The organism is uncultured Eubacterium sp. (assembly GCF_934525195.1).
GTDB lineage: Bacteria > Bacillota > Clostridia > Oscillospirales > Acutalibacteraceae > Eubacterium_R.
Window position 1 is genome coordinate 1 of sequence record NZ_CAKSZA010000010.1, and the last position, 25,589, is coordinate 25,589.

At 41.1% G+C, this 25,589-nt stretch carries 22 protein-coding genes, 1 tRNA gene and 2 other RNA genes; 18 read left to right on the forward strand and 7 right to left on the reverse strand.

Going from position 1 to position 25,589, the window contains the following annotated elements; all coding sequences use genetic code 11:
- Positions 1-35 precede the first annotated feature (35 nt).
- Complete coding sequence (locus Q0E03_RS09115; RefSeq protein ID WP_367270263.1) at positions 36-107, forward strand: hypothetical protein; 72 nt, start codon at positions 36-38, stop codon at positions 105-107.
- 489 nt (positions 108-596) lie between these two features.
- Here Q0E03_RS09115 and Q0E03_RS08750 read toward each other — a convergent pair whose 3' ends face one another.
- Positions 597-2,906, reverse strand: a complete 2,310-nt coding sequence (locus Q0E03_RS08750; RefSeq protein ID WP_297131788.1) for an MFS transporter — start codon at positions 2,904-2,906, stop codon at positions 597-599.
- Positions 2,907-3,016: 110 nt separating this feature from the next.
- On the opposite strand from Q0E03_RS08750, the gene Q0E03_RS08755 reads away from it, so the two are divergent.
- Positions 3,017-3,880, forward strand: coding sequence for an AraC family transcriptional regulator (locus tag Q0E03_RS08755; protein WP_297131791.1), 864 nt, complete (start codon positions 3,017-3,019; stop codon positions 3,878-3,880).
- On the opposite strand, the gene Q0E03_RS08760 is transcribed toward Q0E03_RS08755, so the two are convergent.
- Positions 3,870-5,231, reverse strand: a complete 1,362-nt coding sequence (locus Q0E03_RS08760; RefSeq protein WP_297131794.1) for a glycoside hydrolase — start codon at positions 5,229-5,231, stop codon at positions 3,870-3,872. The genes Q0E03_RS08755 and Q0E03_RS08760 overlap by 11 nt on opposite strands.
- A gap of 514 nt (positions 5,232-5,745) precedes the next feature.
- Between Q0E03_RS08760 and Q0E03_RS08765 the strand changes: the two genes are divergently transcribed.
- A complete protein-coding gene (locus Q0E03_RS08765; protein ID WP_297131797.1) occupies positions 5,746-6,231 on the forward strand; it encodes an SLOG family protein in 486 nt (161 codons plus the stop codon).
- A gap of 171 nt (positions 6,232-6,402) precedes the next feature.
- Here the strand turns inward: Q0E03_RS08765 and Q0E03_RS08770 are convergent, their stop codons facing one another.
- A complete protein-coding gene (locus Q0E03_RS08770; protein ID WP_297131800.1) occupies positions 6,403-7,923 on the reverse strand; it encodes a beta-N-acetylhexosaminidase in 1,521 nt (506 codons plus the stop codon).
- Positions 7,924-8,335: 412 nt separating this feature from the next.
- Between Q0E03_RS08770 and Q0E03_RS08775 the strand changes: the two genes are divergently transcribed.
- Positions 8,336-9,328, forward strand: coding sequence for an aldo/keto reductase (locus tag Q0E03_RS08775; protein WP_297131803.1), 993 nt, complete (start codon positions 8,336-8,338; stop codon positions 9,326-9,328).
- A 114-nt stretch (positions 9,329-9,442) separates the two neighbouring features.
- On the opposite strand, the gene Q0E03_RS08780 is transcribed toward Q0E03_RS08775, so the two are convergent.
- Both Q0E03_RS08780 and Q0E03_RS08785 read right to left on the reverse strand, forming a co-directional pair.
- Complete coding sequence (locus tag Q0E03_RS08780; RefSeq protein WP_297131806.1) at positions 9,443-9,868, reverse strand: MarR family winged helix-turn-helix transcriptional regulator; 426 nt, start codon at positions 9,866-9,868, stop codon at positions 9,443-9,445.
- A gap of 1 nt (position 9,869) precedes the next feature.
- Positions 9,870-11,216, reverse strand: coding sequence for a citrate/2-methylcitrate synthase (locus Q0E03_RS08785; RefSeq protein WP_297131809.1), 1,347 nt, complete (start codon positions 11,214-11,216; stop codon positions 9,870-9,872).
- A 338-nt stretch (positions 11,217-11,554) separates the two neighbouring features.
- Here Q0E03_RS08785 and Q0E03_RS08790 point away from each other — a divergent pair, with 338 nt between their 5' ends.
- The gene (locus tag Q0E03_RS08790; RefSeq protein WP_297131812.1) at positions 11,555-12,526 is read left to right on the forward strand and encodes an alpha/beta hydrolase; all 972 of its coding nucleotides are present in this window, start codon (positions 11,555-11,557) and stop codon (positions 12,524-12,526) included.
- A 111-nt stretch (positions 12,527-12,637) separates the two neighbouring features.
- Here the strand turns inward: Q0E03_RS08790 and Q0E03_RS08795 are convergent.
- Positions 12,638-12,713, reverse strand: a tRNA-Asn gene (locus Q0E03_RS08795).
- Positions 12,714-12,913: 200 nt separating this feature from the next.
- Here Q0E03_RS08795 and Q0E03_RS08800 point away from each other — a divergent pair.
- From Q0E03_RS08800 to ssrA, 10 genes are all read left to right on the forward strand, one after another.
- Entirely contained in the window at positions 12,914-13,609 is a 696-nt protein-coding gene (locus tag Q0E03_RS08800; RefSeq protein WP_297131815.1) for a JAB domain-containing protein, read from the forward strand.
- A 57-nt stretch (positions 13,610-13,666) separates the two neighbouring features.
- Positions 13,667-15,325 carry a PASTA domain-containing protein gene (locus Q0E03_RS08805; RefSeq protein WP_297131818.1) on the forward strand — a complete coding sequence of 553 codons (1,659 nt, stop codon included), beginning with the start codon at positions 13,667-13,669 and terminating at the stop codon, positions 15,323-15,325.
- A gap of 195 nt (positions 15,326-15,520) precedes the next feature.
- Positions 15,521-16,615, forward strand: a complete 1,095-nt coding sequence (locus Q0E03_RS08810; RefSeq protein WP_297131821.1) for a hypothetical protein — start codon at positions 15,521-15,523, stop codon at positions 16,613-16,615.
- Positions 16,616-16,743: 128 nt separating this feature from the next.
- Positions 16,744-17,250 (forward strand): flavin reductase family protein, encoded by a 507-nt coding sequence (locus tag Q0E03_RS08815; protein ID WP_297131824.1) that lies wholly within the window; start codon positions 16,744-16,746, stop codon positions 17,248-17,250.
- A 74-nt stretch (positions 17,251-17,324) separates the two neighbouring features.
- Positions 17,325-17,424: signal recognition particle sRNA small type (gene ffs, locus Q0E03_RS08820), an RNA gene on the forward strand.
- Between the two features lie 46 nt (positions 17,425-17,470).
- Positions 17,471-19,162, forward strand: a complete 1,692-nt coding sequence (gene dnaX / locus Q0E03_RS08825) for a DNA polymerase III subunit gamma/tau (RefSeq protein ID WP_297131827.1) — start codon at positions 17,471-17,473, stop codon at positions 19,160-19,162.
- 19 nt (positions 19,163-19,181) lie between these two features.
- On the forward strand, positions 19,182-19,526 hold the full coding sequence (locus tag Q0E03_RS08830) for a YbaB/EbfC family nucleoid-associated protein (protein ID WP_294837137.1): 345 nt from the start codon (positions 19,182-19,184) through the stop codon (positions 19,524-19,526).
- Between the two features lie 23 nt (positions 19,527-19,549).
- Positions 19,550-20,149, forward strand: a complete 600-nt coding sequence (gene recR, locus Q0E03_RS08835; RefSeq protein WP_297131830.1) for a recombination mediator RecR — start codon at positions 19,550-19,552, stop codon at positions 20,147-20,149.
- An 18-nt stretch (positions 20,150-20,167) separates the two neighbouring features.
- On the forward strand, positions 20,168-20,635 hold the full coding sequence (gene smpB / locus Q0E03_RS08840; protein WP_273337778.1) for an SsrA-binding protein SmpB: 468 nt from the start codon (positions 20,168-20,170) through the stop codon (positions 20,633-20,635).
- A 21-nt stretch (positions 20,636-20,656) separates the two neighbouring features.
- Positions 20,657-21,006, forward strand: a transfer-messenger RNA (tmRNA) gene (gene ssrA, locus Q0E03_RS08845).
- A 285-nt stretch (positions 21,007-21,291) separates the two neighbouring features.
- On the opposite strand, the gene Q0E03_RS08850 is transcribed toward ssrA, so the two are convergent.
- Positions 21,292-21,504 (reverse strand): DUF1653 domain-containing protein, encoded by a 213-nt coding sequence (locus Q0E03_RS08850; RefSeq protein ID WP_297131833.1) that lies wholly within the window; start codon positions 21,502-21,504, stop codon positions 21,292-21,294.
- Positions 21,505-21,599: 95 nt separating this feature from the next.
- Between Q0E03_RS08850 and Q0E03_RS08855 the strand changes: the two genes are divergently transcribed.
- From Q0E03_RS08855 to Q0E03_RS08865, 3 genes are all read left to right on the forward strand, one after another.
- Complete coding sequence (locus tag Q0E03_RS08855) at positions 21,600-22,067, forward strand: GtrA family protein (RefSeq protein WP_297131836.1); 468 nt, start codon at positions 21,600-21,602, stop codon at positions 22,065-22,067.
- A 168-nt stretch (positions 22,068-22,235) separates the two neighbouring features.
- Positions 22,236-23,897: a glutamate--tRNA ligase gene (gene gltX, locus Q0E03_RS08860; protein WP_297131839.1), complete on the forward strand. Its 1,662-nt coding sequence runs from the start codon at positions 22,236-22,238 to the stop codon at positions 23,895-23,897.
- Positions 23,898-25,580: a glutamine--tRNA ligase/YqeY domain fusion protein gene (locus Q0E03_RS08865; protein WP_297131842.1), complete on the forward strand. Its 1,683-nt coding sequence runs from the start codon at positions 23,898-23,900 to the stop codon at positions 25,578-25,580.
- Positions 25,581-25,589 lie beyond the last annotated feature (9 nt).

Here is a 25,589-nt window from a genome sequence, read left to right on the forward strand (position 1 = left end):
ACGAATATAAGCCGGTTCCTTTAAAAAAATGTAAGATTACATTAATCCCTTATAATTCGTGGGGAAATAGGGGAGAAACGGAAATGAGTGTGTATTTGCGTGTCTAAAATATTTAGAAGTAAAAATATGAATTAAAAGATTACAACTGTTGTAATTTCTCTTTGACAGGTTGATATAATCTGCCAATACCTCGGAATATTCGTGTTTCGAGGCTTTTTTATGCCCGAATACTGCTTTTTACGGCGGTATTCGGGCATTTTTTCTTTGCCTTAAAATATCGTGAGAGTCTTTGAGAGATTTTAAGAGACGGCTTATTTCAAAATTCCAAAGTCATTTTAGTGCGATTTAGGGCATTTATGACTGAGACTTTTGAGAGACATCGTTCAAATCAAAATCGTAACACGAATTGAAATGAGCAAAAAATTTGAGAGACTTTTCAAAAAATAATGAGGGCTTAAAGTAATAAAACTTTAAACCCTCACTTTAAGTTCGCCATTTTATATTGTTTATCCATCAAAAATGCAAAGGCAGACATCAATTTTTTTACTTGCAATTAGTATATAGTTTATCGAATTACTCGGGGAATAATTTGAACATTATTTCACTGCGAGTTGTTCGGTTTCGAGGGCGTCAAGGCGAGCTTTTGCATCAGCGTAAAGTAACTTGATGTCGTCGAAATGCGAATAGTTTGAAGCCTGAATGAGAGTTCTTTTTGCATCAAGATAAGGCTTTGCGGCACGGTAGTAAATCGAGTTCTTTTCGGTTGCGTCCTTGATTTCTTCCTTGATTTTTGCCTTTTGGAATTGCAACTGCTTAACCTTTGCTTTGAGTTGCTGAACCTCTGCCGTGTTTTTGTTTTCCTTTGCCTGCTTCATAGCCTTTAATGAATTATGAAGTTCAAGTTCATTTTCGTCATCGGCTTTGAAAAGCTCCTCAAACACCGAGCTGTCAAACTCAACAATACCGTTTGGAAAATACTTTTTGATGGCCTTTTTGGAGGCGTTGATTTTTGAAATCTGGATGAGTGCATCCCTGCGTCTGTCCTTTTCCTCCTGGGTATTCTTCGGCATTGCCTTTGCCTGCTCTTTGGTGATTGTTTGAACATTCAAAAAGCCGTCAAGGCCTGCATCAACAAAGCGTCTTGCGGTTTCTATTTCTGCCAAACCCTCCGCTGTTTCAAAGCGATGAAGCTCACGCATAACATAGCCTGCAATCTCGATTTTTTCGTTTTCTTCTCTCTGTGCCTGATAATTTTTCTTTGCTTCCTTGATTAAAGCCTTGTTTCTTGTTTTCTTGGCTTGCTTGATTTCGTCCTTTGAAAGTTCCTTTATTTCCTTGCCGTAATATTCCTCGGCATCATTGATGACATCAACAGCCTCAACAAGCGAATTGTCCGACAAAACATTGTTGCCGTAATCCTCAAACAATGCACGGATTTTCAAAACGCTGACCATTGCACGCTGTCTTGTTTCGGTCAAATCGTAGAAGAAAAACGGAATAACATTCATAATTGCACCTGCAACAGAAGCAATAACAAGCACCGAGCAAATCGAGATGAAATATTCTTTATTATAAAGAACATCATAAACATTTGAGCCGTCATATCCAAGCGAAACGGCAACAGTCTTGTTCAAGCCTGCTTTTTCGTAAATCATAGGCAAAACAGAGCTTGTGGCAAGAGTGATTACATTACCGATAAGTGCCACGGCTGCGAACATTCCGTCAATTCTCTCACCTGTGATGTACTGCTGATAGTCACGAATGTCCGCCTGCAAACTTGGGTTCATCAAATGACCGAGCGATGAAATAAATGTGTTTATAAATGTAATAAACAACAGTGCCCAAATGATAATCGGCGAGCCTGTCATTTTGATTATCGGCAACATAGTTGCAATAAAGACGATGTTGAGAAAGTTGGTGTATACCAAAATCTTCTTTTTTCCGTATTTTCTAATCAAAAAAGGAGCTACAAGATTTGGCCAAAATGCCGCATTGCCCGCTATGGCGGTAATGATTACATACTGCCCCGGTGTTGCAGCGTTTTGATAATTGTACAACCAACCGATAATGTTGTTGAACGAGCCTTCCAAAAATCCGAGCCAGCCTGCAAGAGAAATAATCCAGAAATACTTGTTTCTTGCGATAGCACGGAACGCATCTGAAAACTTGATTTGCACAACATGGGTCTTTGCCTGAACAATTTTTTCCTCGGTGTTTGTGTAGATTAACATCGAGATAAAGAAGCCGACAATAAGCATCGGAGGATACATAACTCTGTAAATCTTTATATCGTAAAGCGTGTTTTCGCCTGTAATCATTTTTGCAACAAGAGGCAAGAAAATATTTGCTATTGACGGAGCGATATTTTCAACAACCGCCTTGATTGAATTTACATCCGAACGCTCAACGCTGTTTGACGACAAAACATTGAGGATACTGTCGTTGACATCAATATAAAAATTGTAGAAAAATTGAAAACCGATGTTGAACAAAAGAACAATGGCACACTTCCAGAACAAATTGAAATGCTCATACGGCATCCAAATAAAACCGATACCGAGAAGCACGGACGGTATGCCCATACTGACTATGTACGGTCGGTATTTGCCCTTCATACTCTTTGTGTTGTCTATCATCTTTGCACGAAGCGCCGTAAGCGGAAAACTTGAAAGCACGCCGAGAAGATAGATGACATACATCGGTGTAGGGTCAATGCCTATTGTGTTGCCGATAAGCGAATTGCCAACGCTGAGCATCATATTGTTTATGCAATAATAAACGAATTTGACACCTATTCCGCCGACCGATAAGGAGCAGATTTCCTTGAAAGACATATATCTGCCTTTAGGCGGTATCTTCCAATATCGCTTAAAATCAGATATAAATGATTTGACTTTTCCTTTCATATTTTGCTCATTCCCCCTATTTTAATATTATGTTATTGAAAATTTTGAATTGTTTTGATAAAATATGAGTAAATAAATTTTGAAAATGTGTATTTTATGGAGCGTTAAATATGCCTGTTTTTAACGAAGAATTCAATCTTTACGACCAAAACAACAACAGCGAGCTGTTTCATCTTCATTCATTCGGCAAGCTGTTCCCCGATTCGAGCTATATCATTTCGAGAAAAGAAAACAACAACACAATCATTGAATGTGTGCTTGACGGAACAGGGTATTTTGAGCACAACGGCATTGTGACAATGCTTGAAAAAGGCGATTGCTACATCATAAAGCCGGGAGGTGCTCACACCTATTATTCAGACGATAAAAATCCATACACAAAAATTTGGTTCACCGTGTCGGGAAAAATGGTTGACGAATGGCTGAAATTCTACAAAATAGACACGCCGATTTTCGTTCGCCAGCTCGATATAACCCCCTATTACAATCAAATCAAGCAAATAGGTCTCGGCAAGCCGAATTTCCAAAACGAAAAAAGGCTTATGCTGTTGACGCATAATGTGCTGTTTGAAATGGGAATGACCGCACCGAAAACAAACAAGCAACAAAAAAGCGAAGCCCATTACATAAAAACAAACGACAATGTCATTTTGGATGTTAAAAAATACATCGAAAAGCAGTGCAACGAGCAACTGCGAATGAAAGATATTGCAATCAAATTCGGCATTTCTCCAAACATAATGAACAAGATGTTCATTGAAAAATACGGAATTTCCCCAAACAAATATCATATGCAGTGCAAATTGCAGTCATCTGTATATTTCCTTGAAAGCACGGATTTGAGCATTGATATGATAAGCGAAACGGTAGGCTTTTGCGACCGAAGCCATTTTAGGAAGGCGTTTGTAAAAGAATACTCCGTAACCCCAAGCAGATACAGAAAAGAATTCCTAAAATCGCAGGCTAAAACATAATAGTATTCACAGATTTTGCAGATATTTTTATATCTGCATTTTTTGTTTTACGCTCTGCAAGATTGTTGTCCTTGTCAGTTGTAGCAACGGTTAGTTCACTGTTAATCGCAGGAACTGTAACTGTCTTTTCGTCGTCTGTATCATTGATGACAATCAGCACGGTTTTCTTGTCTTTTGTAAAGGCAAGAAGTTTCAAAGCCTCGTCATCGACAACGGCTTCAACACGAATGGCACCGTATGGGATGTATTTTGAAAAATTGCCTGTGGCATAATATCTTTTGGTTGTTTCAAAGGATTTGTCGGCTAAATTTATGTAAATCAAGCCGTCACAGTAGTCGCCCTCTGCGACAGCCACCCAATGTTGCCAAGAAGTGACATTGAGCATGGAAATATCCTCGTACATAATATTTGCCATAACAAGCGCCGAGTTCATACCGTAATCTCTGCCGCTTTGCATATGACACCATTCGCTCATTTTGACATCAACATTCGGATAATTTTTATCAAGCCATTTTCTGTATCTTTTTATGTATGCCTTTCTGCTGAAATACGGAATTGAAACGGGATTGAGAAAATACGAATGAACATCTATTGAATCAATTCGTTTTCTGACATTGACATATTTGAGCAGATTTCTTGTGTAGGATTTATTGAACCAGCGGACATCCGCACTCTCCAAACCTGAAAGTTTGACATCATCGAGCAACGGTCTTTTGTTCATTTCGTCAGCAAAAACTTTGAACACTTTTCCCGCACTGCAAGGACTGTAATGGCAACCCTCTTGACCGCCAAGCCACAGCCATATAGGCTCGTTAATCGGCGAAAGATATTTTACGGGAATTCCTTTTTTGACAAAATGTTCTGTGACATCAAGACAGTATTTTGCAAAAGCAGTGTAATTCTTTGGACTGATATTATCCTGAAAAATCCTTGACGCATCGCAATGAGTTTTGCCGTTTTTTGTGAGCCTTTCAAGCGGAGAATTGACAAATAGCACCACCTCGTCGGCACCGTCCCTCACAGCCTGCTCCATCATATAAACGGCATTTTTGTCACGATCAAAATCATATCTGCCGTCAGCCGTTTCAAAAGAATCTGTTCTTCTCAACGGATTGTCGATTTTTCCGTTGCCGGATTGCTTTGAGCCACCACCGATATTGTAGCGATATGTGCGCAGACCTATTCCCTCGGTTTTGCTGTACAGAAGCTGAGAAATTCGGTCACGAACAGCAAGGTTGCTCTCGGCATCCTTATGCTCCCAGCCACCGACTTCCTGTGCCCACCAAGCACCGCTTGCACCAAACCCCTCAAAGGTCTGAAATGCTTTTTTCTTGTTTATATAAACATTCATAACTGTCCTCAAATTATGATTATTCCACAAATTTGTATATTATAAAAAACTATTATTAATACAATATTACCATATTCACCACCAAATAATAGGTACTTTTTATATAAAAAAGGGTACTTTATCACTTATTGCTGAGTAGAGCTTAAAGTAACAAAACTTTAAAGATAGATGTTTATTCATTTGAATAAATTCTTGAAAATGTGGGATAATTATTTGTACATTAAGTATAATTGCTCTCGCTCTATAACAGAGTGAGGGCGATTTGTTTTTTAATAATCCATTTGACTTGCAGATACCTTTAATGGTATAATCATTTTGCGACAAAAATCCAATTTAATAATATCACGAGGATATAGGTAGTGTATGTTTTTATCTTTTGATAAAAACACGCACTTCTTTTTACACGCCTATCTCGTGATAGCTTGTTGGGTTTTTGTCGCAGAAAACTTTGAAGCTGTGTGTTTTTTGAGCGTAGCTTCGGCTACGCTCTTTTTGCTTTTCTGCGGTGATTTCAATGGATTATAAAAGCCAAACATGTTGTTTTACAGGGCATCGTGACATTGCCCCATATACGCCCGACACGGTCTTTGAACAGACGAAGGCTGTCGTTACCCTGCTCGTTTCTAAAGGCTTCAAATACTTCGGCACAGGCGGTGCTTTGGGGTTTGATACCATTGCTGCACAGGCTGTTTTGTCGGTAAAAGAAATTCATCCCGAAGTTAAACTTATTTTAGTGTTGCCATGCGAAAACCAAACGAAATATTGGAAGCAACAAGATATTGATGTGTATAATGGTATTAAATTGAGAGCCGATAAAGTGAAGGTTCTTGCTCCGCATTACTATAACGGCTGTATGCAAAAAAGAAACAGACACCTTGTTGATTGTAGTTCTGCTTGCATTTGCTTTCTTACAAAGCACGAGGGCGGCACGGCATACACTGTTGATTATGCAAAACAAAAGGGTCTTTATTTAATAAATGTTGCCGACCAATGCAGTTAAACTTAACAAAAGGTCACTTATCTGACAAGTTTATATGGCGAAAAGTACGCCCCCTAAATGCTATAATGATTTATAGTTAAGGGGGCGTATTTATGTTTTCGGATAGTTTATTATATTTAAGAAACATTAAAGGCTTATTGAAACAATGAAACCCGAAGTTCAATAGCTTTTTCAACAGTCTGTTGTGTGTTGCTGTTTTTTAGCAAGTCGTTCAACCTTTAGGTCGTCAAAAACATTGGTCAAGCCCTCCCAGGTGAGCTGTCGTCTTTCAAACCAAAGATTTTGGAAAAATGCCAAAGGTTTGCTTGGGTTTGCCGTATTCAATTTAGAATAACCGATTCCGTTTTTGTCGAGGAAGGAATAGTAATAATCCAAAATTTCAGCAAACTTTTCGTATGAGTTGTCACCGTGCCATACGGTTTGAGCCATTGCGCCGAGTCGAGGATAAGTCACCTTGTCCGCCATTGTCATATTCGGCACATATTCTGTCCACAATGTGACCTCACCGCCGAGGCAGTTGCCCGAATAAAGTCGGTGGTCGGCTGTATTCTTTAAACTTATATATCCGTAAGGCAAATCAATGTAGTAGGCAGATGTGCTTGTATCAATGAACGGTCGGTCGCCCGTGTCCATATCTCCGCATTTTGTAAAGCCCAAATCCTTTGAAAGCAATTTATCGTTCTTCAAATCCCAACTCCACATAAACGCCTGCTTGCCCTTACTTTTGCAATAATCGTTCACCCTATTCATAAAGTAGCATTGAAGTTCGTCCTCGTTCTTCAATCCCAATTCTTTCATCTTTGCCTGACAGTGCGGACACAAATGCCATCTGTGTTTCGGCACTTCGTCACCGCCGATGTGAAAATATTTGTCGGGGAACATTTCGCAAAATTCATCAATAATATTTTCAACAAATTCGTAGGTTGAGTCCTTCCCTGCACACAGAACATCGTGCTTAACTCCCCAATGGTCGGCAACAGGCAACTTTCTGTCAAAACAGCCAAGATAGCTGTAGCCCGCCATTGCACTCCTGCTGTGCCCCGGAATGTCAAATTCGGGCATAACGCCGATTGCAAAATTGTGGGCATAGTCAACAATCTCTTTGATTTGAGCCTTTGTGTAAAATCCGCCGTGCTCCTTGTGGTTGAAATTGGTCTTTTTTCTAACCGAACCGATTTGAGTGAGCAATGGATATTTGTCGATTTCAACTCGCCATCCCTGATCTTCCGTAAGATGCAGATGCAGAAAATTTAACTTGTGCAGCGACATTTTTCTGATGAACAGTTTTACATCATCAACAAAGAAAAAATATCTGCCCACATCAAGCATAAATCCTCTGATTTCGTGCTTCGGCTTGTCCTTGATTGTGAGGCAAGGCACATTTTCACCATATTGAAAAAGGATTTGTTTCAGCGTTTGCAATGCAAAAATTTTTCCGCCGAGGCTGTTTGAATAAATACGGATTTTGTCGTTGATTTCAAGCCTGTATTCTTCGTTGTCAAGTGAGCCGTCATCAGCAAATTCAATCTGTGAACCGTTGCCGTTTTGAATGTTGATTTTGCTCAAAAACGCATAAAAATCATCAATCGCATCTCGGTTGATATCGGTTTCGTTTATCACGATTGATTTCACATTTAGCGTTTTTGTTTCGTTGATTTCTACAAATTTCGGTGTCGGAATAAGGTTTAACATAATAATATGTAGGCTGTTGAGAAAGTTTCTGAATTTCGTTTTCTTGCGAACATTGCTGTACAATGGTACCGCTTGTTCGCAAAAAACGAAAAACGCCAAAAATGCTGTAAGTTCGATATTTACAGCATTTTTAAAACCCCACCGTCAACACTTCGTGTTGCCACCTCCCCTTTAAAAAAATGGGAGGCATAATTCGGTTAATTATATTTGGCGTGTTTCAGGAGCTTTATCGACAGTCTGTATCCTTTATTATTTATTGGACTTTATTATACATTTATTTTCAGTTTTTGGCAACTGCCAAACTCCCATTGATTGTTGAGGGATTGTGTGCTATATTTGTTATGTAGAGCAAGAAAATCGGCAAATGAAGTGCCGTTGCTCAACGAATGATTTTTTTATAGGAGGAAAAATTATGTACATTGCGTCAAAGGAAAGATATTCGGCTATGGAATATAATCGTTGCGGAAGAAGTGGCTTGATGCTTCCAAAAGTGTCGCTCGGATTGTGGCATAATTTTGGTGACACGGCTAATTTTGAAAATATGAAATCGCTGTGTTTCACAGCTTTTGACAACGGAATCACTCATTTTGATTTGGCAAACAATTATGGTCCACAGCCGGGAAGTGCGGAGAAAAACTTCGGCAGAATTATGAAAGAAGACTTGCGCCCTTATCGTGACGAAATGATAATTTCAACAAAGGCGGGCTATCTTATGTGGGATGGTCCTTACGGTGATTGGGGCAGTCGCAAGTATCTGCTTGCAAGCCTTGACCAGAGTTTACAGCGTATGGGACTTGATTATGTTGATATTTTTTATCATCACAGAATGGACCCCGACACACCGCTTGAGGAAACTATGGGTGCGCTTGCAACAGCGGTCAACAGCGGCAAAGCGCTTTATGTAGGCCTTTCAAATTATGACGGAAAGACGCTGAAAAAAGCAACTTCGATTTTGAAAGATTTGAACTGCCCGTTTATAATTAATCAAAACCGTTATTCAATTTTTGACAGAACGGTAGAAAACAACGGCTTAAAAGAAGCGGTTGACAAATTGCACAAAGGCTTGATTACATTCAGCCCGCTTGCACAAGGTCAGCTCACCGACCGTTATTTGAACGGAATTCCTGAGGATAGCCGAATCAAAACAGACGGCAGATACCTCAAGGAGAGCACGCTCGATGAGCACAGGATGGAGCAAATCCGCCGACTCAACGATTTGGCAAAACAGCGTGGCGAAAAGCTTGCCGATATGGCTCTCGGCTGGCTGCTCCAAAAAGACGAAGTCACAAGCGTTTTAATCGGCGCATCAAAGCCACAGCAAATCCTCGACAACATCAAGGCAATTTCCTGCGCACCGTTCACCAAAGAAGAACTGAAATTTATTGATGACATTTCATTGAGTTGAGTTCTGTAATCTCAGTTTTATAAAAATTAAAAACCGACATTCATTTGAGTATTTCTTGATTGAATGTCGATTTTTGTTTTTGTCACTTATTGCCAAATTCAGTTTTGAAAGCCGTTATTCCGCTTCTTCCATAACTTGTCGGATTTTTTCAAGTGTGTTTCTTGTGGTTTCCAAGTCGTCGGGAGCAATTTCGGAAACAACTTTGTCATAGATTGAAATGATTTTGTTTTTTTCGCAGTTGGTCAGTTCTATTGCCTTGTTTGTCAAAACAATGTAGGTTTGTTCTTTTTTCTCGTCCAATTTCCAAATGATATAGCCTTTTCTTTCAAGGTTTGTTATCATTTTTGATGTTGCGGGCATAGATAAATCCATATAGCTTGCAAGCTCGGAAAGATACGCACCCTCCGGACATTCCGAATGTTTGATACATTCCTTAATTTTGTAGAGGAACAAATAGTCTGTTTTTTCCGCAAATTCAAATACAATCTCAAAATTCAGTATTCTGAGCAAAAATTCCTCGGCGTTGTTTGCAATTCCCATATTATCTTTCCTCCCTTGCGATATAGTCCTTTGTGTCCATCAAACTCTTGTATGCAGGACGGATGATTTTGTCTGTGGTTATCAATTCTTCCAAACGGTGAGTGCTCCAACCGACAATTCTTGCGATTGCAAACAGCGGAGTGTACAGTTCTCTCGGAATGTTGAGCATATCATAAACAAAACCGCTGTAAAAGTCGATGTTAGGGCTGACACCTTTAAATATTTTGCGCTGTTCGGCAATCAAAATCGGTGCAATCTTTTCAACATTATTATAAAGGAGCATATCGTCGCTGCGACCTTTTTCGTTTGCAAGCTGTTCAACAAATCCCTTGAACACTCTTTCTCTTGGGTCAGAAATAGAATATACGGCGTGACCCATTCCGTAGATAAGTCCCTTTTTGTCGAGCGCTTCTTTGTTGAGAATTTTGCTCAAATATGCTGCGATTTCTTCCTCGTCCGAATAATCCTTAACATGTGCTCTGATGTCGTCCATCATATTCATTACCATAAGGTTTGCACCGCCGTGCTTCTTGCCTTTCAATGATGACATAGCGGCGGAAATTACAGAATATGTGTCTGAACCCGATGAGGTTACAACTCTTGTGGTGAAAGTTGAATTGTTACCTCCGCCGTGCTCCATATGCAACAGCAACGCAACATCCAAAACTCTTGCTTCGAGTTCCGTGAACTGCAAATCGGGTCTCAGCATACGCAAAAAGTTCTCTGCCAACGACAAATTTTTTTCGGGTCTGTGGATGTACATACTCTCGTTTTTTTCATAGTGATTATATGCGTGGTATGCGTAAACGGCAAGCATAGGAAATGTTGCAATCAACTGCATACTTTGCTTCAAAACATTTGGAATTTCAAGCAATTCCTTTTGCTTGTCATAAGAGCCCAAGGTGAGAATACTCCTTGTCATCGAGCCCATAATATCCGATGTCGGTGAATCCATAATAACATCCCTTACAAAGTAGGTCGGGAGCTCCATACACTCGGACAAATGTTCCTGAAATTCTTTTAACTGTGCTTCGGTCGGCAACTCGCCGAACAAAAGAAGATATGCACCCTCCTCAAAGACAAATCTTTTGCCCTTGCTTCCTGCAACCAAATCTTCAATGTTATATCCACGATAGGACAACACGCCGTCACACGGGCATTTCTCTCCGTTGTGATAATCAAAAGCCTTGATGTTTGAAATGTTTGTAAGTCCGGTCAAAACGCCCTGTCCGTTTTCGTCACGCAGTCCACGCTTAACGCCGTATTCTGCATATAAATTTTTGCTTATGCTGTCGTTCTGCTCGCAGAGAACCGACTGTTGCTCCATATAATTTTCTAAGTTGGCCATTTTATTTTTCCTTTCGTTGCCGTATTTCGATTTTGTATCAAGTATATCGCTAAGTCCTCACATCATTTTAGGTTGTAAAAAATATGTTTCTTAAGATTTTATTTGAAACTCTCCAACCTAAACAAAATTCAAAAATTTGATGTTGTATCCCAAATTTAATAATACCGCAAAAAAATCTACTAACAATGAATAAAAATAAAACAAATTGTTAAATCGCATATAACACACTGTTATATTTTTAGCTAAAAACTCGTTTTTGTATTAATAAATAATTCAAAGAATCTTGCAACCGCCTTTGCGATTATGATATAATTTAAAAAAAGACAGGAGGGATTTTTGTGAATAAAAAAGGCATGGGTGCAATTTTCGGCACAATCTGTGGGTTGACAGCTTTGACCGCAATATCGGCAGAAATATTTTATGATTTTTCGATAAACACAAAATCGCCGATACATATGAGCAAGCTCAACAACCTTGTTCAAAAAGCCACAAACACCAACGGCAGTGAAGAAGATGCAAGCGCAAAATACAGCGGACTGACCGGCACACCGGAGATGAAAAAATGGTATGGCGAAAACGGCGAAGATGTTTATATTATGTCCGATTTATTTCGTCTGCACGGAAAATTATTCAAAAATCCCGGCACAAAATATGCTCTTGTCTGCCACGGATACACAAGCAAGGCAAAGCATATGGCAGGTTTTGTCAACAAATTCCACTCGCTCGGCTATAATGTTTTGGCAGTTGATGCACGAGCACACGGCGACAGCGAGGGAACAAAAATCGGAATGGGATGGGTAGAACGCTTTGATGTTATCGAATGGATAAACTATATCATTTCATTAGAGCCTGACGCACAAATTATCCTCCACGGCGTATCTATGGGCGCATCAACCGTGCTTATGGCATCGGGCGAAGAATTGCCGAAAAATGTCAAGGCAATAATAGCGGACTGCGGCTACACATCGGAATGGGATGAGTTCAGACAAGAGGCAGATGTTTTGCACATTCCGTGGTTTCCTGTTCTCAACGCAAGTTCTGCAATTTCAAAGATTCGTGACGGCTACGATTTCAAGCAGGCGAGTGCAGTTGAACAGGTCAAAAAGAGTCATACTCCAACCTTGTTCATCCACGGTTCGGAGGATGAACTTGTACCGTACGGTATGCTAAACGAACTGTATTCGGCAGCGAATTGCGAAAAAGAAATTCTGACAATTCAAGGCGCAGGTCACGCACTTTCGTCGTCTGTTGCGCCTGAACTTTATTGGAACACGGTTGAAGCTTTCCTCGAAAAACATTTGGAAAAATAAATCATTTGCATATAAATTGAAAAAGTCAAGATCTCCGACTAAGCCGAAGGTCTTGACTTTTAATAAGGTATAAGTAAAAAGAAAAAGACAAGTCATTGACTTGTCTTTTTGTGGCTCCCCCTGTTGGACTTGAACCAACGACAACTCGGTTAACAGCCGAGTGCTCTACCGACTGAGCTAAGGAGGAATGTGTGTTCTCTCTCGAGTGCTTATACATAATATCACTTTACGGACGAGATGTCAAGAGTTTTTTTGAATTTTTTTATTTTTTTTGAAAAAATGCTTTTCGCCTGTTCATCGGTGATTATGCGCCACACTTACTCTTGAATTAAACGGGCAATAATGGTAAACTTTAAATATAATTTTTATTTTTTAAGGAGGTCGGCTATGACGGATGCAGAGTTGAAAAATCAAATGCGTGAAAAGTTGAAAGACGATTATTTGCTCAACGGCAGTTCTGCTTTGTCGGATACCGAACTTCTTGAAATGGCGCTTGCTCTTTCGATTTCAAAAACCGACGGCAAAAAAGTTGCCGACAATCTTATCCACGAGTTTAAATCTTTGAAATGTATTTCTGTGGTGCGTCCTGAGCAAATGTTAAAAATTGACGGAATTGATGAATACAGTGCAATTTATCTTTCGCTTATGCGCCACATTTTGTCGAGGATAGAACTTGCAAAAAATGATGAAGTCAAGGTGCTTGACAACACCGATAAAATAATTGAATATGCAAAAAATATGTTGTCGGTTCAGGTTGTTGAAAGGGTCGTTATGGTGACCCTTGATGAAGATTACAGAGTTATCAAGTCGGGTTATATATCGCAGGGAACGGCAAGTTTTGCAAATGTTATGCCAACCGAGGTTTCAAAGCGACTGATTGCCGAGCAACCTTGTTATGTGTTTGTTGCGCACAATCATTTGATTGACAACTCCTGTGCTTCGTTTTCGGATGTCAATTTTACTTTGAATCTGTTGAATTGGCTTAATCAATTCGGAATTGAGCTGATTGACCATATAATTGTCAGCAAAAATGACGCAATGTCGATGGCATCCGACGACGAATACAAATTTATTTTTGATTGACATTGAATAGTTATATTGATATTATAAATAATAGATTACTATATACGGAGTGATACTATGAAAGATTTTGACAATCTTTGCGCTAATTGCTGGGAAGAGCTTACCGAAGGCTCGGTGTGTGCCGAATGCGGTTACGACAACGACACTCAAAACGACAGCATTAATCTCAAAACAAAGACCATCCTTGCCGACAAATATATTATTGGCAAGGTTATAAAGGTTGAAAGTGATTCTGTCACCTATTCGGGTTATGACGGACAAATCGAAAAACCGATTTATATCAGAGAATTTTTCCCAAAGGGGATTGCAAGCAGATTTGACGACAGCGATGAACTCCATGTTCGTCAAAAGTTTGTGAATGAGTTTGCACGCTACAAAAAGTCGTTTTTCAATTTGTGGACAACTATGCAAAAGCTCCACAATCTTTCTGCCGTTGTGCCTGTTTATGACCTTGTTGAAGCAAACGGCACATATTATGCAATAATTGAAAAAACCGAGTCTGTTCCGCTTCGTGAATATTTGCTCAGAAATGAGGAGGGCTATATTCCTTGGGAAACCGCAAGGCTTATGTTTATGCCTGTTCTCACAACAATTGAGGCACTTCATTCAAACGGCATTGTTCACGGTTCAATCACACCCGACAATCTTGTGCTTTGCAGAGACGGAAAGGTGCATCTTGCTCCGTTCCCGATTACAGAGGCAAGCGATAAATCGACCGCTTTGGAGTTTACCGAAAACGAGGGCTACACAGCGCTTGAACAATATGACAATAAGCACAGAATTTGTGCCGCAACCGATATTTACAGTTTTTCGGCTTGCATTTACAGAGCACTTGTCGGTGCAAATCCGCCGTCTGCCGTTTCAAGAGAGGCGAATGACAAGTTGATGATTCCAAACGCCATTGCCGAAAAAATCCCGATGCATGTAATCAAGGCGCTTGTCGGAGGTTTGCAGGTTTATCCCGAAAAGAGAGTCAAGACCGTTGACGATTTCAGAGAACTTCTTGACGCTGCTCCTGCCGTAAGGGCAAAAGCTGCCGTTGAGCAAGAGGATATTTATCAAGAGGGCGCAAAGGGCGGTTATCCCGATTATAATGACGACAAGGGCGACAAAAAACGCAAGGCAGTTGTTTGGATTCTTATAATTTTGATTGTTGCCGCAATTGCCGCTGCGGTTTATGTTGTGCAGTTTTCAGGCTTGATTGATAACAACAAGGATAACATAACAACCAACGCACCTGTTAAAACTCATCAAGTTCCGAATTTTGTCGGCGCAGGCTATACTCAAAGCGATATTGAAAACAACGGTGCTTGGAACGAGCAGTTCAAATTCACTTTCCAAGGCGAATATTCGGCAGACACCGAAGAGGGAATAATCTTTAAGCAGAGCGTCAATGCAGGCGAAACTGTGGACGAGGGCACTGAGATTATCCTCACCGTGTCAAAGGGCATTCAAACCCAGGCTGTTCCGGACGTGAGAGGTTTGACCCTTGAGGACGCCACAAAACAGCTTGAAGAACTCGGCTTCAAGGTCAGCACTGTTGCTGTTTATAATGACGGAACACATATTGCAAATACCGTTAAAAATACAGACGCATCTGCTCCGGCAGCAGGTTCAATTGCCGCAGTCGGTGAGGAGGTTATTCTTCAGGTTTACGGCGAGCCTGAAACAACAACCGCTCCTGCCGTAAAAGAATCAGCAGAATCAGCAGAATAAGATAACAAAAATGATAAAACGCTCCTTGGCTTAGGGGCGTTTTTGTTGCTTAATAAACTTAAAATATGTAAAAGGTAGTTTATTTTCAAAAAAATTTGACAAAGAGCTCAAAATTTGATATAACATTAAGCGGTTACAAAAAGGTTACAAAAATTACAAGTTTGTAAAGGAGATTTTGTTATCAGTAGACTATCAATGAAAATCGTTTCTTTCGTGATGACGGCAATCGTGGTTTTGGGTGCTTCTGTGCCTGCATATGCCGGCTCGGTTCATCAGGACTACACGGGGATAAAAACGGCTATGGCAGGTGATGCACCGTTTGTTCAAAGCACTTTTGATATGATACAACCGGAAAAAACGGAAGTGTTCAGCATTGAGGCTTATGACATCGGCGAATCAACTGCAAAAATCAAGTGGTCGGGCGACAAGATTTACTTGGGCTACAACATTTATCAGTTTAACCCTATTACGCATGGCTTTGAAGAGTATGCAACCACCAACACAACCAATATAACAGTAGGCGGATTGCTTGATGATTCAACATACAAGTTTATGGTGACATCGGCTGTCGGCGAAGAAACACTCGGTGTTGTCAGCTTTCAGACCAAATCGTTGAAACCACGCATCAAAGTTGCAAAAACATCGGCTGACGGAATCGAGCTGACATTCAAAAACACTTATGACGCTTCAAAACTTGTTGTTTACAGAAGCGACAACGACAATGATTTTGAAAAAATCGCTGTTGTCGACAATGCAACTTCGTTTGTTGACAAGGATGTAAAGACAAATGTTGTTTACACCTACAAGGTGAAAATGCTTTCTGCGCATAACGCAAGATTCAGCAACACGGCAGAAGCGGAGATACCGAAAGAAATGGGGCTTCCGAATGTTTCGGGCGCAACAAAAACTTATGCCTACTACACGGCAGTAACTGCCAAAGGTTCACCGCAGTACGCACTTCTTAATTCAAACGAATGTTATACCGATGAAAAAACGGGTATTCGTATGATTGGGAATTATTATTGCGTTGCCCTCGGTTCGTTCTACGGCAGTACAATCGGCACAAGATACCGCATTACATTTTCAACGGGAAAATCCATAAAAGTTATTCTTTGTGATCAAAAGTCGGACAGACACACCGACAGTAACCATCAGTATGCAGTAAGAAATTGTGATATTATGGAATTCTATGTTGAAAAGGGCAAAATCCCGTCAAATGTTCGTGGCAACTACGGCAACCTTGAGCAGTTCAGCGGAGATATTGTAAAAATAGAAAGATATTCGTTATAAATCAACACACGGCTCTCCGATTTTGGGGAGCTGTTGATTTTTTTAAGTGAGCAAACTCGTTTTGACGGGGAGTGCTTTTTGTGTTATAATACATATATATAATGTATATAATTAACGAGGTGACATATATGTTTAAGGAAATAGAATTCAGCGAGGTTAAGGAAAATGTTGTTGACCTTATTGCAAAGCAGTGGGCACTTGTTACAGCGGGTGATAAGGACGGCTACAACACAATGACTGTGTCTTGGGGTGCGGTCGGCGAACTTTGGGGAGTTGACACCGCAACTGTTTATATTCGACCACAGAGATACACAGAGCAGTTTGTTGATAAAAACGATTATTTCACAGTCAGCTTTTATCCTGCCGAACTCAAAAATCAAATTCACGGAGTGTGCGGTTCAAAGAGCGGTAGAGATGTTGACAAGGCTAAGGAAGCTGAAATTACACCTGTTTTCGATGAAAAGGCGCCGTATTTTGAGGAGGCAAAGCTTGTTCTTGTTTGCAGAAAAACAGCAAAGAGCAAGTTTGAACCTGAACAATTCATTGACAAAACCGTTGATGAAAGATGGTATCCCGAAAAGGACTATCACAATATTTACTACGGAGCAATCGAGAAGGTTCTTGTTAAAGAATAAAAATAATTATTGATTTATTATATTATTTATTGTATAATAACAAAACAGAGGTGCTTTTACACCTTCAGCGTAGCGTATGGGCCCTGTGCGACAGGATGCTACGAACCTTGTCAGGCGGGGAACCGAGCAGCAATAAGTGGATTATTCTGTGTGCCTCAGACAAGTCTGTACGTTACGTTGAGGGCGTAGAAGCATTTTAATTCTTTAAGGAGGTTTTGATATGTATCAGGTTTTGTACAGAAAATACAGACCAAAGGTTTTTTCCGATGTATACGGACAGGACCATGTCACCTCCACGCTTAAAAATGAGATTAAAAACGGCAGAGTGTCGCACGCATATTTGTTCACGGGTTCTCGTGGAACAGGCAAAACAACTTGTGCAAAAATTCTTGCCAAGGCTGTGAACTGCGAGCATAATGTTGACGGTGAGCCTTGCAACGAATGTGAGGTTTGCAGAGGACTCGACAACGGCTCAATCTATGATGTTGTTGAAATAGATGCCGCTTCAAACAACGGCGTTGACAATATTCGTGAACTTCGTGACGAAACGAATTACGCTCCGAGCCGTGGAAAATACAGAGTATATATTATCGACGAAGTGCATATGCTCTCAACAGGGGCATTCAATGCCTTGCTCAAAACTCTTGAAGAACCGCCTGCACATGTAATATTCATTCTTGCAACAACCGAGGTGCACAAACTTCCTGCCACAATTCTTTCTCGCTGTCAAAGGTTTGATTTTAAACGAATTCAGCCCGAAACAATGGCGGTCAGACTAAAAGAGGTTGCAGGTCTTGAGGGACTCAGCCTTGATGACGACGCAGCCGTGCTTATTGCAAGAATTGCCGACGGTGCATTGCGTGACGGACTTTCAATTCTCGACCAATGCGCAGGCAGAAGCAAGGAAATCAATTCGGATTTGGTGTCCGAGGTTGCGGGTCTTGCAGGCAGAGAAGCTATGTACAAACTCTCTGATTGCATTGCAAACAGCGACAGCAACACGGCTATGTCGATTATCAGCGACCTTTATCAAAACAGCTTTGATATGGAGCGACTTTGCGTTGAGATGATTAATCATTTCCGCAATTTCTTGGTTGCCAAAACCGTGCGTAAGAGCCGTGAACTGATTATTTGCACGGATGATGAATATAACACAATTTTGAAAGCGTCAAAGGGATTTTCGGTTGAAAGCATTGTTTTTGCACTCGACCTGTTCCAAAACACTTTGGTGATAATCAAAGGCGGCGCTTCGGCAAGAATTGAGGTTGAAATGGCGTTCATTAAACTCTGCGAGCCAAAGATGGATGAGAGCATCGCTTCACTTCTTGACAGAGTTTCAAAACTTGAAAATGCAATTAAAAGCGGTGTAAAAGTTCAGCCGACACAAACTGCTGTTCCTGCACCGAAAGAAGAATATGTGCCGAGGGAAGAGCCGAAGCCACAACCAAAGGTAGAGCCGACACCCGTGCCGACTCTAGAACCTGAACCGACTCCCGTTGAGGAAGAACCGCCTGTTCAGGAACAACAACCGGTTGTTGAAACTCCTCCTGTTGAGCACAAAACCGCACCGCTTGTTGCAAATCCAAACGAAACCGTTGAATTTACACAATGGGGCGATTTTATGGATGTCTTGCACAGGACAAACATTCCGTTGTTCGGCGTGCTCAGCGGTTCAAAGGGCTATGTCAGAGGCGAGTTTTTCTTGCTCGACAGTCCAAATCCGGCGGTAAGAGATTTCATCAAACTGCCGATTCATTCAAAATCAATCAAGGCGGCATTGCTTGAGGTGACAGGCGTTCAGTTCAAACTCGGACTTTTCAAGCGTCCGGCAGAGCAAACCGCACCAAAACGGGACCCGCTTGAGGATTTAATCAATCAGGCGCAAGGCTCGGTTAATATCGAATTTAAGTAATTTAATTAAGGAGAATATTATGAAAGCAAGAATTCCAAAAGGTATGGGCGGAGGCCCACAGAATATGCAGGCAATGCTCAAGCAGGCTCAAAAAATGCAAGAGGATATCGAAGCAAAGAAAAATGAGCTTGAGCAAAAGGAATATGTTGTTACTTCAGGCGGCGGTATGGTAGAAATCACTATGACAGGCAGTCATGAAGTTAAGGCAATCGGCATCAATCCTGAGGTTGTTGACCCTGAGGATGTTGAAATGCTTGAAGATATGCTTGTTGCAGCTCTTAACGAAGTTACCCGTCAAATCGATGAGGAAGCTGAAAGAGAACTTAATTCCGTAACAGGCGGACTCAATATTCCGGGACTTTAATCTGAAAATATAAGAGGATAATTATGGCGTACAATCTTGCACCGCTTCAAAATTTAATAGATCAATTTGAGCGGATGCAGGGTATCGGCCATAAAACCGCACAGCGAATGGCGTTTTATGTTCTCGGCTTGTCCGATGCACAGGCGCAGGAGTTTGCAAAGGCAATTACCGACGCTCACACCAAAATCAAGCAATGTAAGATTTGTTGCGATTTGGCTGATGATGAACTTTGCCCGATTTGCAAGGACAACACGAGGGATAAGAGCGTTATCTGCGTTGTTGAAGACCCGAGGGATGTTGTTGCGATTGAGAGAACGCACGAATACAAGGGCACATATCATGTGCTCCACGGTGCGATTTCGCCGATGGATAATATCGGACCTGACCAAATCAGGATTAAGGAACTCATTGCACGACTCGGTGACGGTGAGGTTGAGGAAGTCATTATGGCAACCAATCCAACCGTTGAGGGCGAGGCAACCGCTATGTATATATCCCGATTGCTCAAACCTATGGGCATTACGGTCAGCAGGCTTGCCTACGGAGTTCCTGTCGGCGCAGACCTTGAATATGCCGATGAGGTAACTCTTTCAAGGGCAATTGAGGGCAGAAGCGTGATTTAACAAAATAACAAAGGAGTGATAGACTTGGAGAAAAAAGAGAATAACACAGTTGCAACCAACAAAAAAGCCTATCACGACTATTTTGTTTTGGAAAAATACGAGGCAGGCATTGAACTTTTCGGCACGGAGATTAAGTCAATCCGTGCAGGCAGAGTTAATTTGAAAGACAGCTTTTGCAGTGTTGATGACGGCGAGATGTTTGTTATCGGTATGCACATTTCACCGTATGAGATGGGCAACCGTTTCAATCGTGACCCGCTTCGCAAAAAGAAACTTTTGCTCCACAAAAAAGAGATTATGAAGTTGTTTGGCGAAAGTCAACAGCAGGGATTGTCAATTATCCCGCTTGAATTATATATCAAAAACGGCAGAGCCAAGTTGTCAATCGGACTTTGCAAAGGTAAAAAACTTTACGACAAGCGTGCCGTTCAGGCAAAAAAGGATGCCAACCGCACGATTGAAAGGGAGTTTAAAGAACGATATTGAGTGCACGGCACTTGAAAATACGGGGATGAAAGGATTTCGACGGGGTCGGAAAACCTTGGTCAGCGAGTAGCGGAGTTGCACCGCTTTAAAAGTAACAACTTTAAAATTAACTGACAATAATACAGTTTCTTTGAAGGCTGCGTAAGCACCCTTCCGTTCTCACCGATAGTGCCACGGATTGGATGAGGGCGTCGATTAGTGGCGAACATGAATGAGAGAGTGCTTCGGCTCTCATCAGGAATCAGAAGCTACCGTAGCGTATAGGCTGTTTGTCGCCGATGCGTGAGGGGAATCCCAAACGATAAACTACACTCGTAGAGCCCTTGGCAATTCTTCTTCGGACGCGGTTTCGATTACCGCCATCTCCACCAAAAATAAAAGAGTACCCTTGCGGTGCTCTTTTTATTTATGCTGTGGAATGTAATCGAAACAGCCGTTAAGAAAACAGTCCGGTGGACTGTTTTTAGGCGCGGCGTGTCGGTGAGCGCAGAAGCGAACCGAGCGATTACCGCCATCTCCACCAAAAATAAAAAAATCCGAAACTTGTTGTCATAACAGTTTCGGATTTTCTTTTGTTTGGATGATTATTAAATTGCATTTTGCAAAGGTTAAAAACGAGGTTTGTTGTTGACGTTTTTGTGATAAAATGATGAATTTTAATCTTCGATATATTCAAATCTTTTGAATATTTTTCCGTCGCGTTCTATGGTTTCGTTCCACATTTTTGCAGGACGAACCCAGGTGTCGCCGTCGCCGTAAAGTGCTTTGTAAACCACCATTTCCTCAAGTGTTTCGCTGTGTTTGGCGATTGTGATAACTTCATATTCGTTCCCTTTGAAATGACGATATTTTCCGAGTTTTATGTTCATTTAGTTCTCCTTTTGCTGTGCTTTGTTGACCTTATTTGTTCTTTGTGCTAAAATATTATATCAAAGCTGAAAAAATTATACAAGGACTTTGATTTATGAAAAAGTTGTTTAACAAGGAAATAATTATGTATCTTATTTTCGGTGTGCTCACAACCGTTGTTTCGTGGGGCACGTACACCGTGTTTGTCAATTTTTGCAAAATGTCGGTGTTTTGGGCAAATCTTGTCAGTTGGGTTTGTGCCGTGAGTTTTGCATATGTCACAAACAAATTGTGGGTGTTTGAATCGAAAAGCTGGGAGGTAAAATTTGTCCTTAAAGAAGCCGTGTCGTTTTTTGCATCTCGTGGTGTTACGGGGGTTATTGAGATTGTTTGCGTTCCGCTTCTTGTAAAGACTTCGTTTGATAATCTGTTTTACAATTTGTTTGAAAAAATGGGTGTAGGAATGAAAATTTTGTTCACCGACGGCATTTATTCAAAGGTAGCAGTGTCGTTCATTATTATAATTCTGAATTATGTTTTTTCAAAATTAATAGTGTTTAAGAACAAAAAGGTCGAGGATTAAAAGACCTTTTTATTCTTTTTCACAAAAAAATTATTCCATCTTTGTATAATTTTTATAAATTATTATAATAAATATATAAATTAATATTGAATATCAAGTCCGTTTGTGAGATAATAAAATGTAATTTTATGTAGATTTAAAAATTTTGTAATTCGTTAGGGAGAAAATATGACTGATTATAAAGAATTGGCACAGCTTTTGTTTCCAAACATCACAAAAGTTCCGCAGGATATGGAAGATATGTATCCGCCAAGAGCACTTAAAGAGGGCGCAAGGGTAACTCGTTTTGCTCCGAGTCCAACAGGCTTTTTGCATTTTGGCAACCTGTTCACCTGTATGGTGTCTTACAAGACAGCGAAAACTACCGACGGTGTGTTTTATGTAAGAGTTGAGGATACCGACCAAAAGCGTAAAGTTGAGGGTGCTATTGACGTAATGCTCAAAGGACTTTCTGTTTACGGAATCAATGCAGACGAGGGCGTTGTCGGTGACGAAAAAGAAATCGGCAACTACGGTCCGTATTATCAAAGCGCAAGAGTTGAAATTTATCAAACTTATGCAAAGGCACTTGTTGAGCAGGGACTTGCTTATCCTTGCTTCTGCTCTGCCGATGAACTTGACGAAATTCGCACCGCACAGGAAAACGAAAGCATCAAGGGCTATTGGGGCAAATGGGCAAAATGCCGTGACCTTTCATTTGAGCAAATCAAGGCTAATATTGATGCAGGTATGAGCTGGACTCTTCGCCTTAAATCTCCGGGTGACCTTGAAAAGAAGTGCTATTTTGACGATATGATTAAGGGCAAGATTGAAATGCCGGAGAATGTTCAGGATGTTGTTCTTCTCAAATCGGACGGAATTCCGACCTATCATTTTGCACACGCAGTTGACGACCATCTTATGAGAACAACCCATGTTGTCAGAGGTGACGAATGGATTTCTTCCGTTCCGATTCATCTTCAACTGTTCAAGGTGCTTGGCTTCAAGCCTCCTAAATATGCTCATGTTTCTCCTATTATGAAGGAGGAAAACGGAGGCAAGCGCAAACTTTCAAAGCGTAAAGACCCTGAAGCAGCCGTTACTTATTACGCAGAGGAGGGTTATCCTCAGGAAAGCGTAAATGAATATATGATGACTCTTGCCAATTCAAATTTTGAGGATTGGCGCAGAATGAACAAAACAGAGCCTATCGAAAAATTCCCGTTCAATCTCAAAAAAATGAGCGTGTCGGGTGCACTTTTTGACATTGTAAAACTCACCGATGTGTCAAAGAATGTTATTTCTGTTATGCCTGCCGAAAAGGTGTTTGAGCTTGCCTACGCTTGGGCAAAGGAATATCAGCCGCAGCTTGCAGAACTTTTTGCACAGGATGAGGCAAAGGCAACCGCAATTCTCAACATCGACCGTGAGGGCAAAAAGCCTCGTAAGGATATTGCAAAGTGGAGCGATGTGCTCGATTATGTAAGCTATATGTATGACGAAACTTTTGTTCCGAATTACGAACTTAACGGCAACGCAACTCCGTCACTTGCAGTCAAGGTTATTGAGGAATACCTCAAGGTTGTAAATCTTGATGACGACAAAGACGCTTGGTTTGGCAGAATGAAAGAGGTTTGTCCTCTTGTCGGATGCACACCGAATGTCAAGGAATACAAGGCAGAGCCTGAAAAATTTGAGGGTCATGTCGGCGATGTGTCAACAATTATTCGTGTGGCACTCACAGGCAGAACAAACACACCCGACCTTTTTGCCATCACCGCACTTTTGGGCGAGGACACAGTAAAGGCAAGATTGAATTCGGCACTAAATCACTACAAGGAGGAAATGTAAATGGCAATTGATGAAATCAAAGACGAGGAAACCGTAACCCAAAACTTCATCCACGATTTTATTGATGAAGATTTGGAGGAGGGCGTATATTCAAGAGTTCAAACAAGATTCCCTCCTGAACCGAACGGCTATCTCCACATCGGACATGCAAAGGCTATTTGCATCAACTTCGGTGTAAAGAACAAGTACAACGGTGTTTGTAACCTCCGTATGGACGACACAAACCCGATTAAAGAGGACACAGAATATGTAGAGTCAATCAAAGAGGACATCAAGTGGCTTGGTTTTGATTGGGATAATATCTACTTTGCGTCCGACTATTTTGATTATATCTACGAATGTGCGGTTAAGCTCATCAAAAAAGGTCTTGCTTATGTTGATGAATCATCGGCAGACGAAATCAGAGAGATGAGAGGAACTCTTACCGAGCCGGGCAAGAACAGTCCATACCGTGACAGACCTATTGAAGAAAGCCTTGATTTGTTCCAAAGAATGACAGACGGCGAGTTTGAGGCAGGTTCAAAGGTTCTTCGTGCAAAGATTGATATGGCGTCACCGAATATGAATATGCGTGACCCGATTATCTACCGCATTATGTATGCACATCACCACAGAACAGGCGACAAGTGGTGCGTTTATCCTATGTACGACCTTGCACATCCTCTTTCGGATGCCTGCGAAAAGGTAACACACTCACTTTGCTCATTGGAGTTTGAAAATCACAGACCGCTTTATGATTGGGTTTGCGACAACTGCGTTGAGGGCGAAAAGCCAAGACAGATTGAATTTGCAAGAATGAACCTTAACTATACTCTCACTTCAAAGAGAAAGTGCTTAAAGCTTGTTCAGGACGGCATTGTAGACGGCTGGGACGACCCAAGAATGGCAACAATCAGCGGCATGCGTCGCCGTGGCTATCCTGCCGATGCAATCCGTGATTTCTGCGAAAAAATCGGTGTTTCAAAGGCTTACAGCGTAATTGATTTTGCAATGCTTGAAAGCTGTGTTCGTGACAGTCTTAACAGAAATGCAAAGAGAGCAATGGTTGTTGTTGACCCGCTCAAACTCATTATTGACAATTATCCTGATGATAAGGTTGAAGAACTTGAGGTTGAATATCATCCGGATCACGAGGAATTCGGCAAGCGCACAATTCCTTTCGGCAAGGAACTTTGGATTGAGCGAAACGACTTTATGGTTGAACCTATCAGCAAGTATCGTCGTTTGTTCGTCGGCAATGAGGTTAGACTTTACAAGGCTTATTGCGTAACTTGCACAGGCTATGATTTGGACGAAAACGGCGAGGTTATCGCTGTTCACGCAACTTATGACCCTGAAACATTCGGCGGTGACACTCCTGACGGAAGAAAAGTCAGAGGCACAATCCATTGGGTATATGCAAACGATTGCAACACAGCAGAGGTCAGACTTTACGACCGCTTGTTCAATGTTGAAAATCCAAGTGACGAGGAGGGCGTCGGCTCATTTGAGGACAATCTCAATCCTGATTCACTTGAAGTTAAAACCGCCTATGTTGAAAAGGCACTTGCAGACACTCAGCCGGGCGACAGATTTCAATTTATGCGCATAGGCTATTTCTGCACCGATAAGGACAGCAAGCCGGGTGCACTTGTATTTAACAGAACAGTACAGCTCAGAGACAGCTTTAATAAAAAGAAGTAAAGAAGGCAT

Coding starts and splice junctions, on each gene's coding strand:
- Q0E03_RS08770 (WP_297131800.1), bottom strand. CDS start 7,923: ATGTTAAACCTTATTCCGACACCGAAATTTGTAGAAATCAACGAAACA.
- Q0E03_RS08765 (WP_297131797.1), top strand. CDS start 5,746: ATGGATTATAAAAGCCAAACATGTTGTTTTACAGGGCATCGTGACATT.
- Q0E03_RS08785 (WP_297131809.1), bottom strand. CDS start 11,216: ATGGCCAACTTAGAAAATTATATGGAGCAACAGTCGGTTCTCTGCGAG.
- Q0E03_RS08780 (WP_297131806.1), bottom strand. CDS start 9,868: ATGGGAATTGCAAACAACGCCGAGGAATTTTTGCTCAGAATACTGAAT.
- gltX (WP_297131839.1), top strand. CDS start 22,236: ATGACTGATTATAAAGAATTGGCACAGCTTTTGTTTCCAAACATCACA.
- Q0E03_RS08750 (WP_297131788.1), bottom strand. CDS start 2,906: ATGAAAGGAAAAGTCAAATCATTTATATCTGATTTTAAGCGATATTGG.
- recR (WP_297131830.1), top strand. CDS start 19,550: ATGGCGTACAATCTTGCACCGCTTCAAAATTTAATAGATCAATTTGAG.
- Q0E03_RS08815 (WP_297131824.1), top strand. CDS start 16,744: ATGTTTAAGGAAATAGAATTCAGCGAGGTTAAGGAAAATGTTGTTGAC.
- dnaX (WP_297131827.1), top strand. CDS start 17,471: ATGTATCAGGTTTTGTACAGAAAATACAGACCAAAGGTTTTTTCCGAT.
- Q0E03_RS08810 (WP_297131821.1), top strand. CDS start 15,521: ATGAAAATCGTTTCTTTCGTGATGACGGCAATCGTGGTTTTGGGTGCT.
- Q0E03_RS08805 (WP_297131818.1), top strand. CDS start 13,667: ATGAAAGATTTTGACAATCTTTGCGCTAATTGCTGGGAAGAGCTTACC.
- Q0E03_RS08760 (WP_297131794.1), bottom strand. CDS start 5,231: ATGAATGTTTATATAAACAAGAAAAAAGCATTTCAGACCTTTGAGGGG.
- Q0E03_RS08830 (WP_294837137.1), top strand. CDS start 19,182: ATGAAAGCAAGAATTCCAAAAGGTATGGGCGGAGGCCCACAGAATATG.
- Q0E03_RS08755 (WP_297131791.1), top strand. CDS start 3,017: ATGCCTGTTTTTAACGAAGAATTCAATCTTTACGACCAAAACAACAAC.
- Q0E03_RS08865 (WP_297131842.1), top strand. CDS start 23,898: ATGGCAATTGATGAAATCAAAGACGAGGAAACCGTAACCCAAAACTTC.
- Q0E03_RS08855 (WP_297131836.1), top strand. CDS start 21,600: ATGAAAAAGTTGTTTAACAAGGAAATAATTATGTATCTTATTTTCGGT.
- Q0E03_RS08850 (WP_297131833.1), bottom strand. CDS start 21,504: ATGAACATAAAACTCGGAAAATATCGTCATTTCAAAGGGAACGAATAT.
- Q0E03_RS08800 (WP_297131815.1), top strand. CDS start 12,914: ATGACGGATGCAGAGTTGAAAAATCAAATGCGTGAAAAGTTGAAAGAC.
- Q0E03_RS08775 (WP_297131803.1), top strand. CDS start 8,336: ATGTACATTGCGTCAAAGGAAAGATATTCGGCTATGGAATATAATCGT.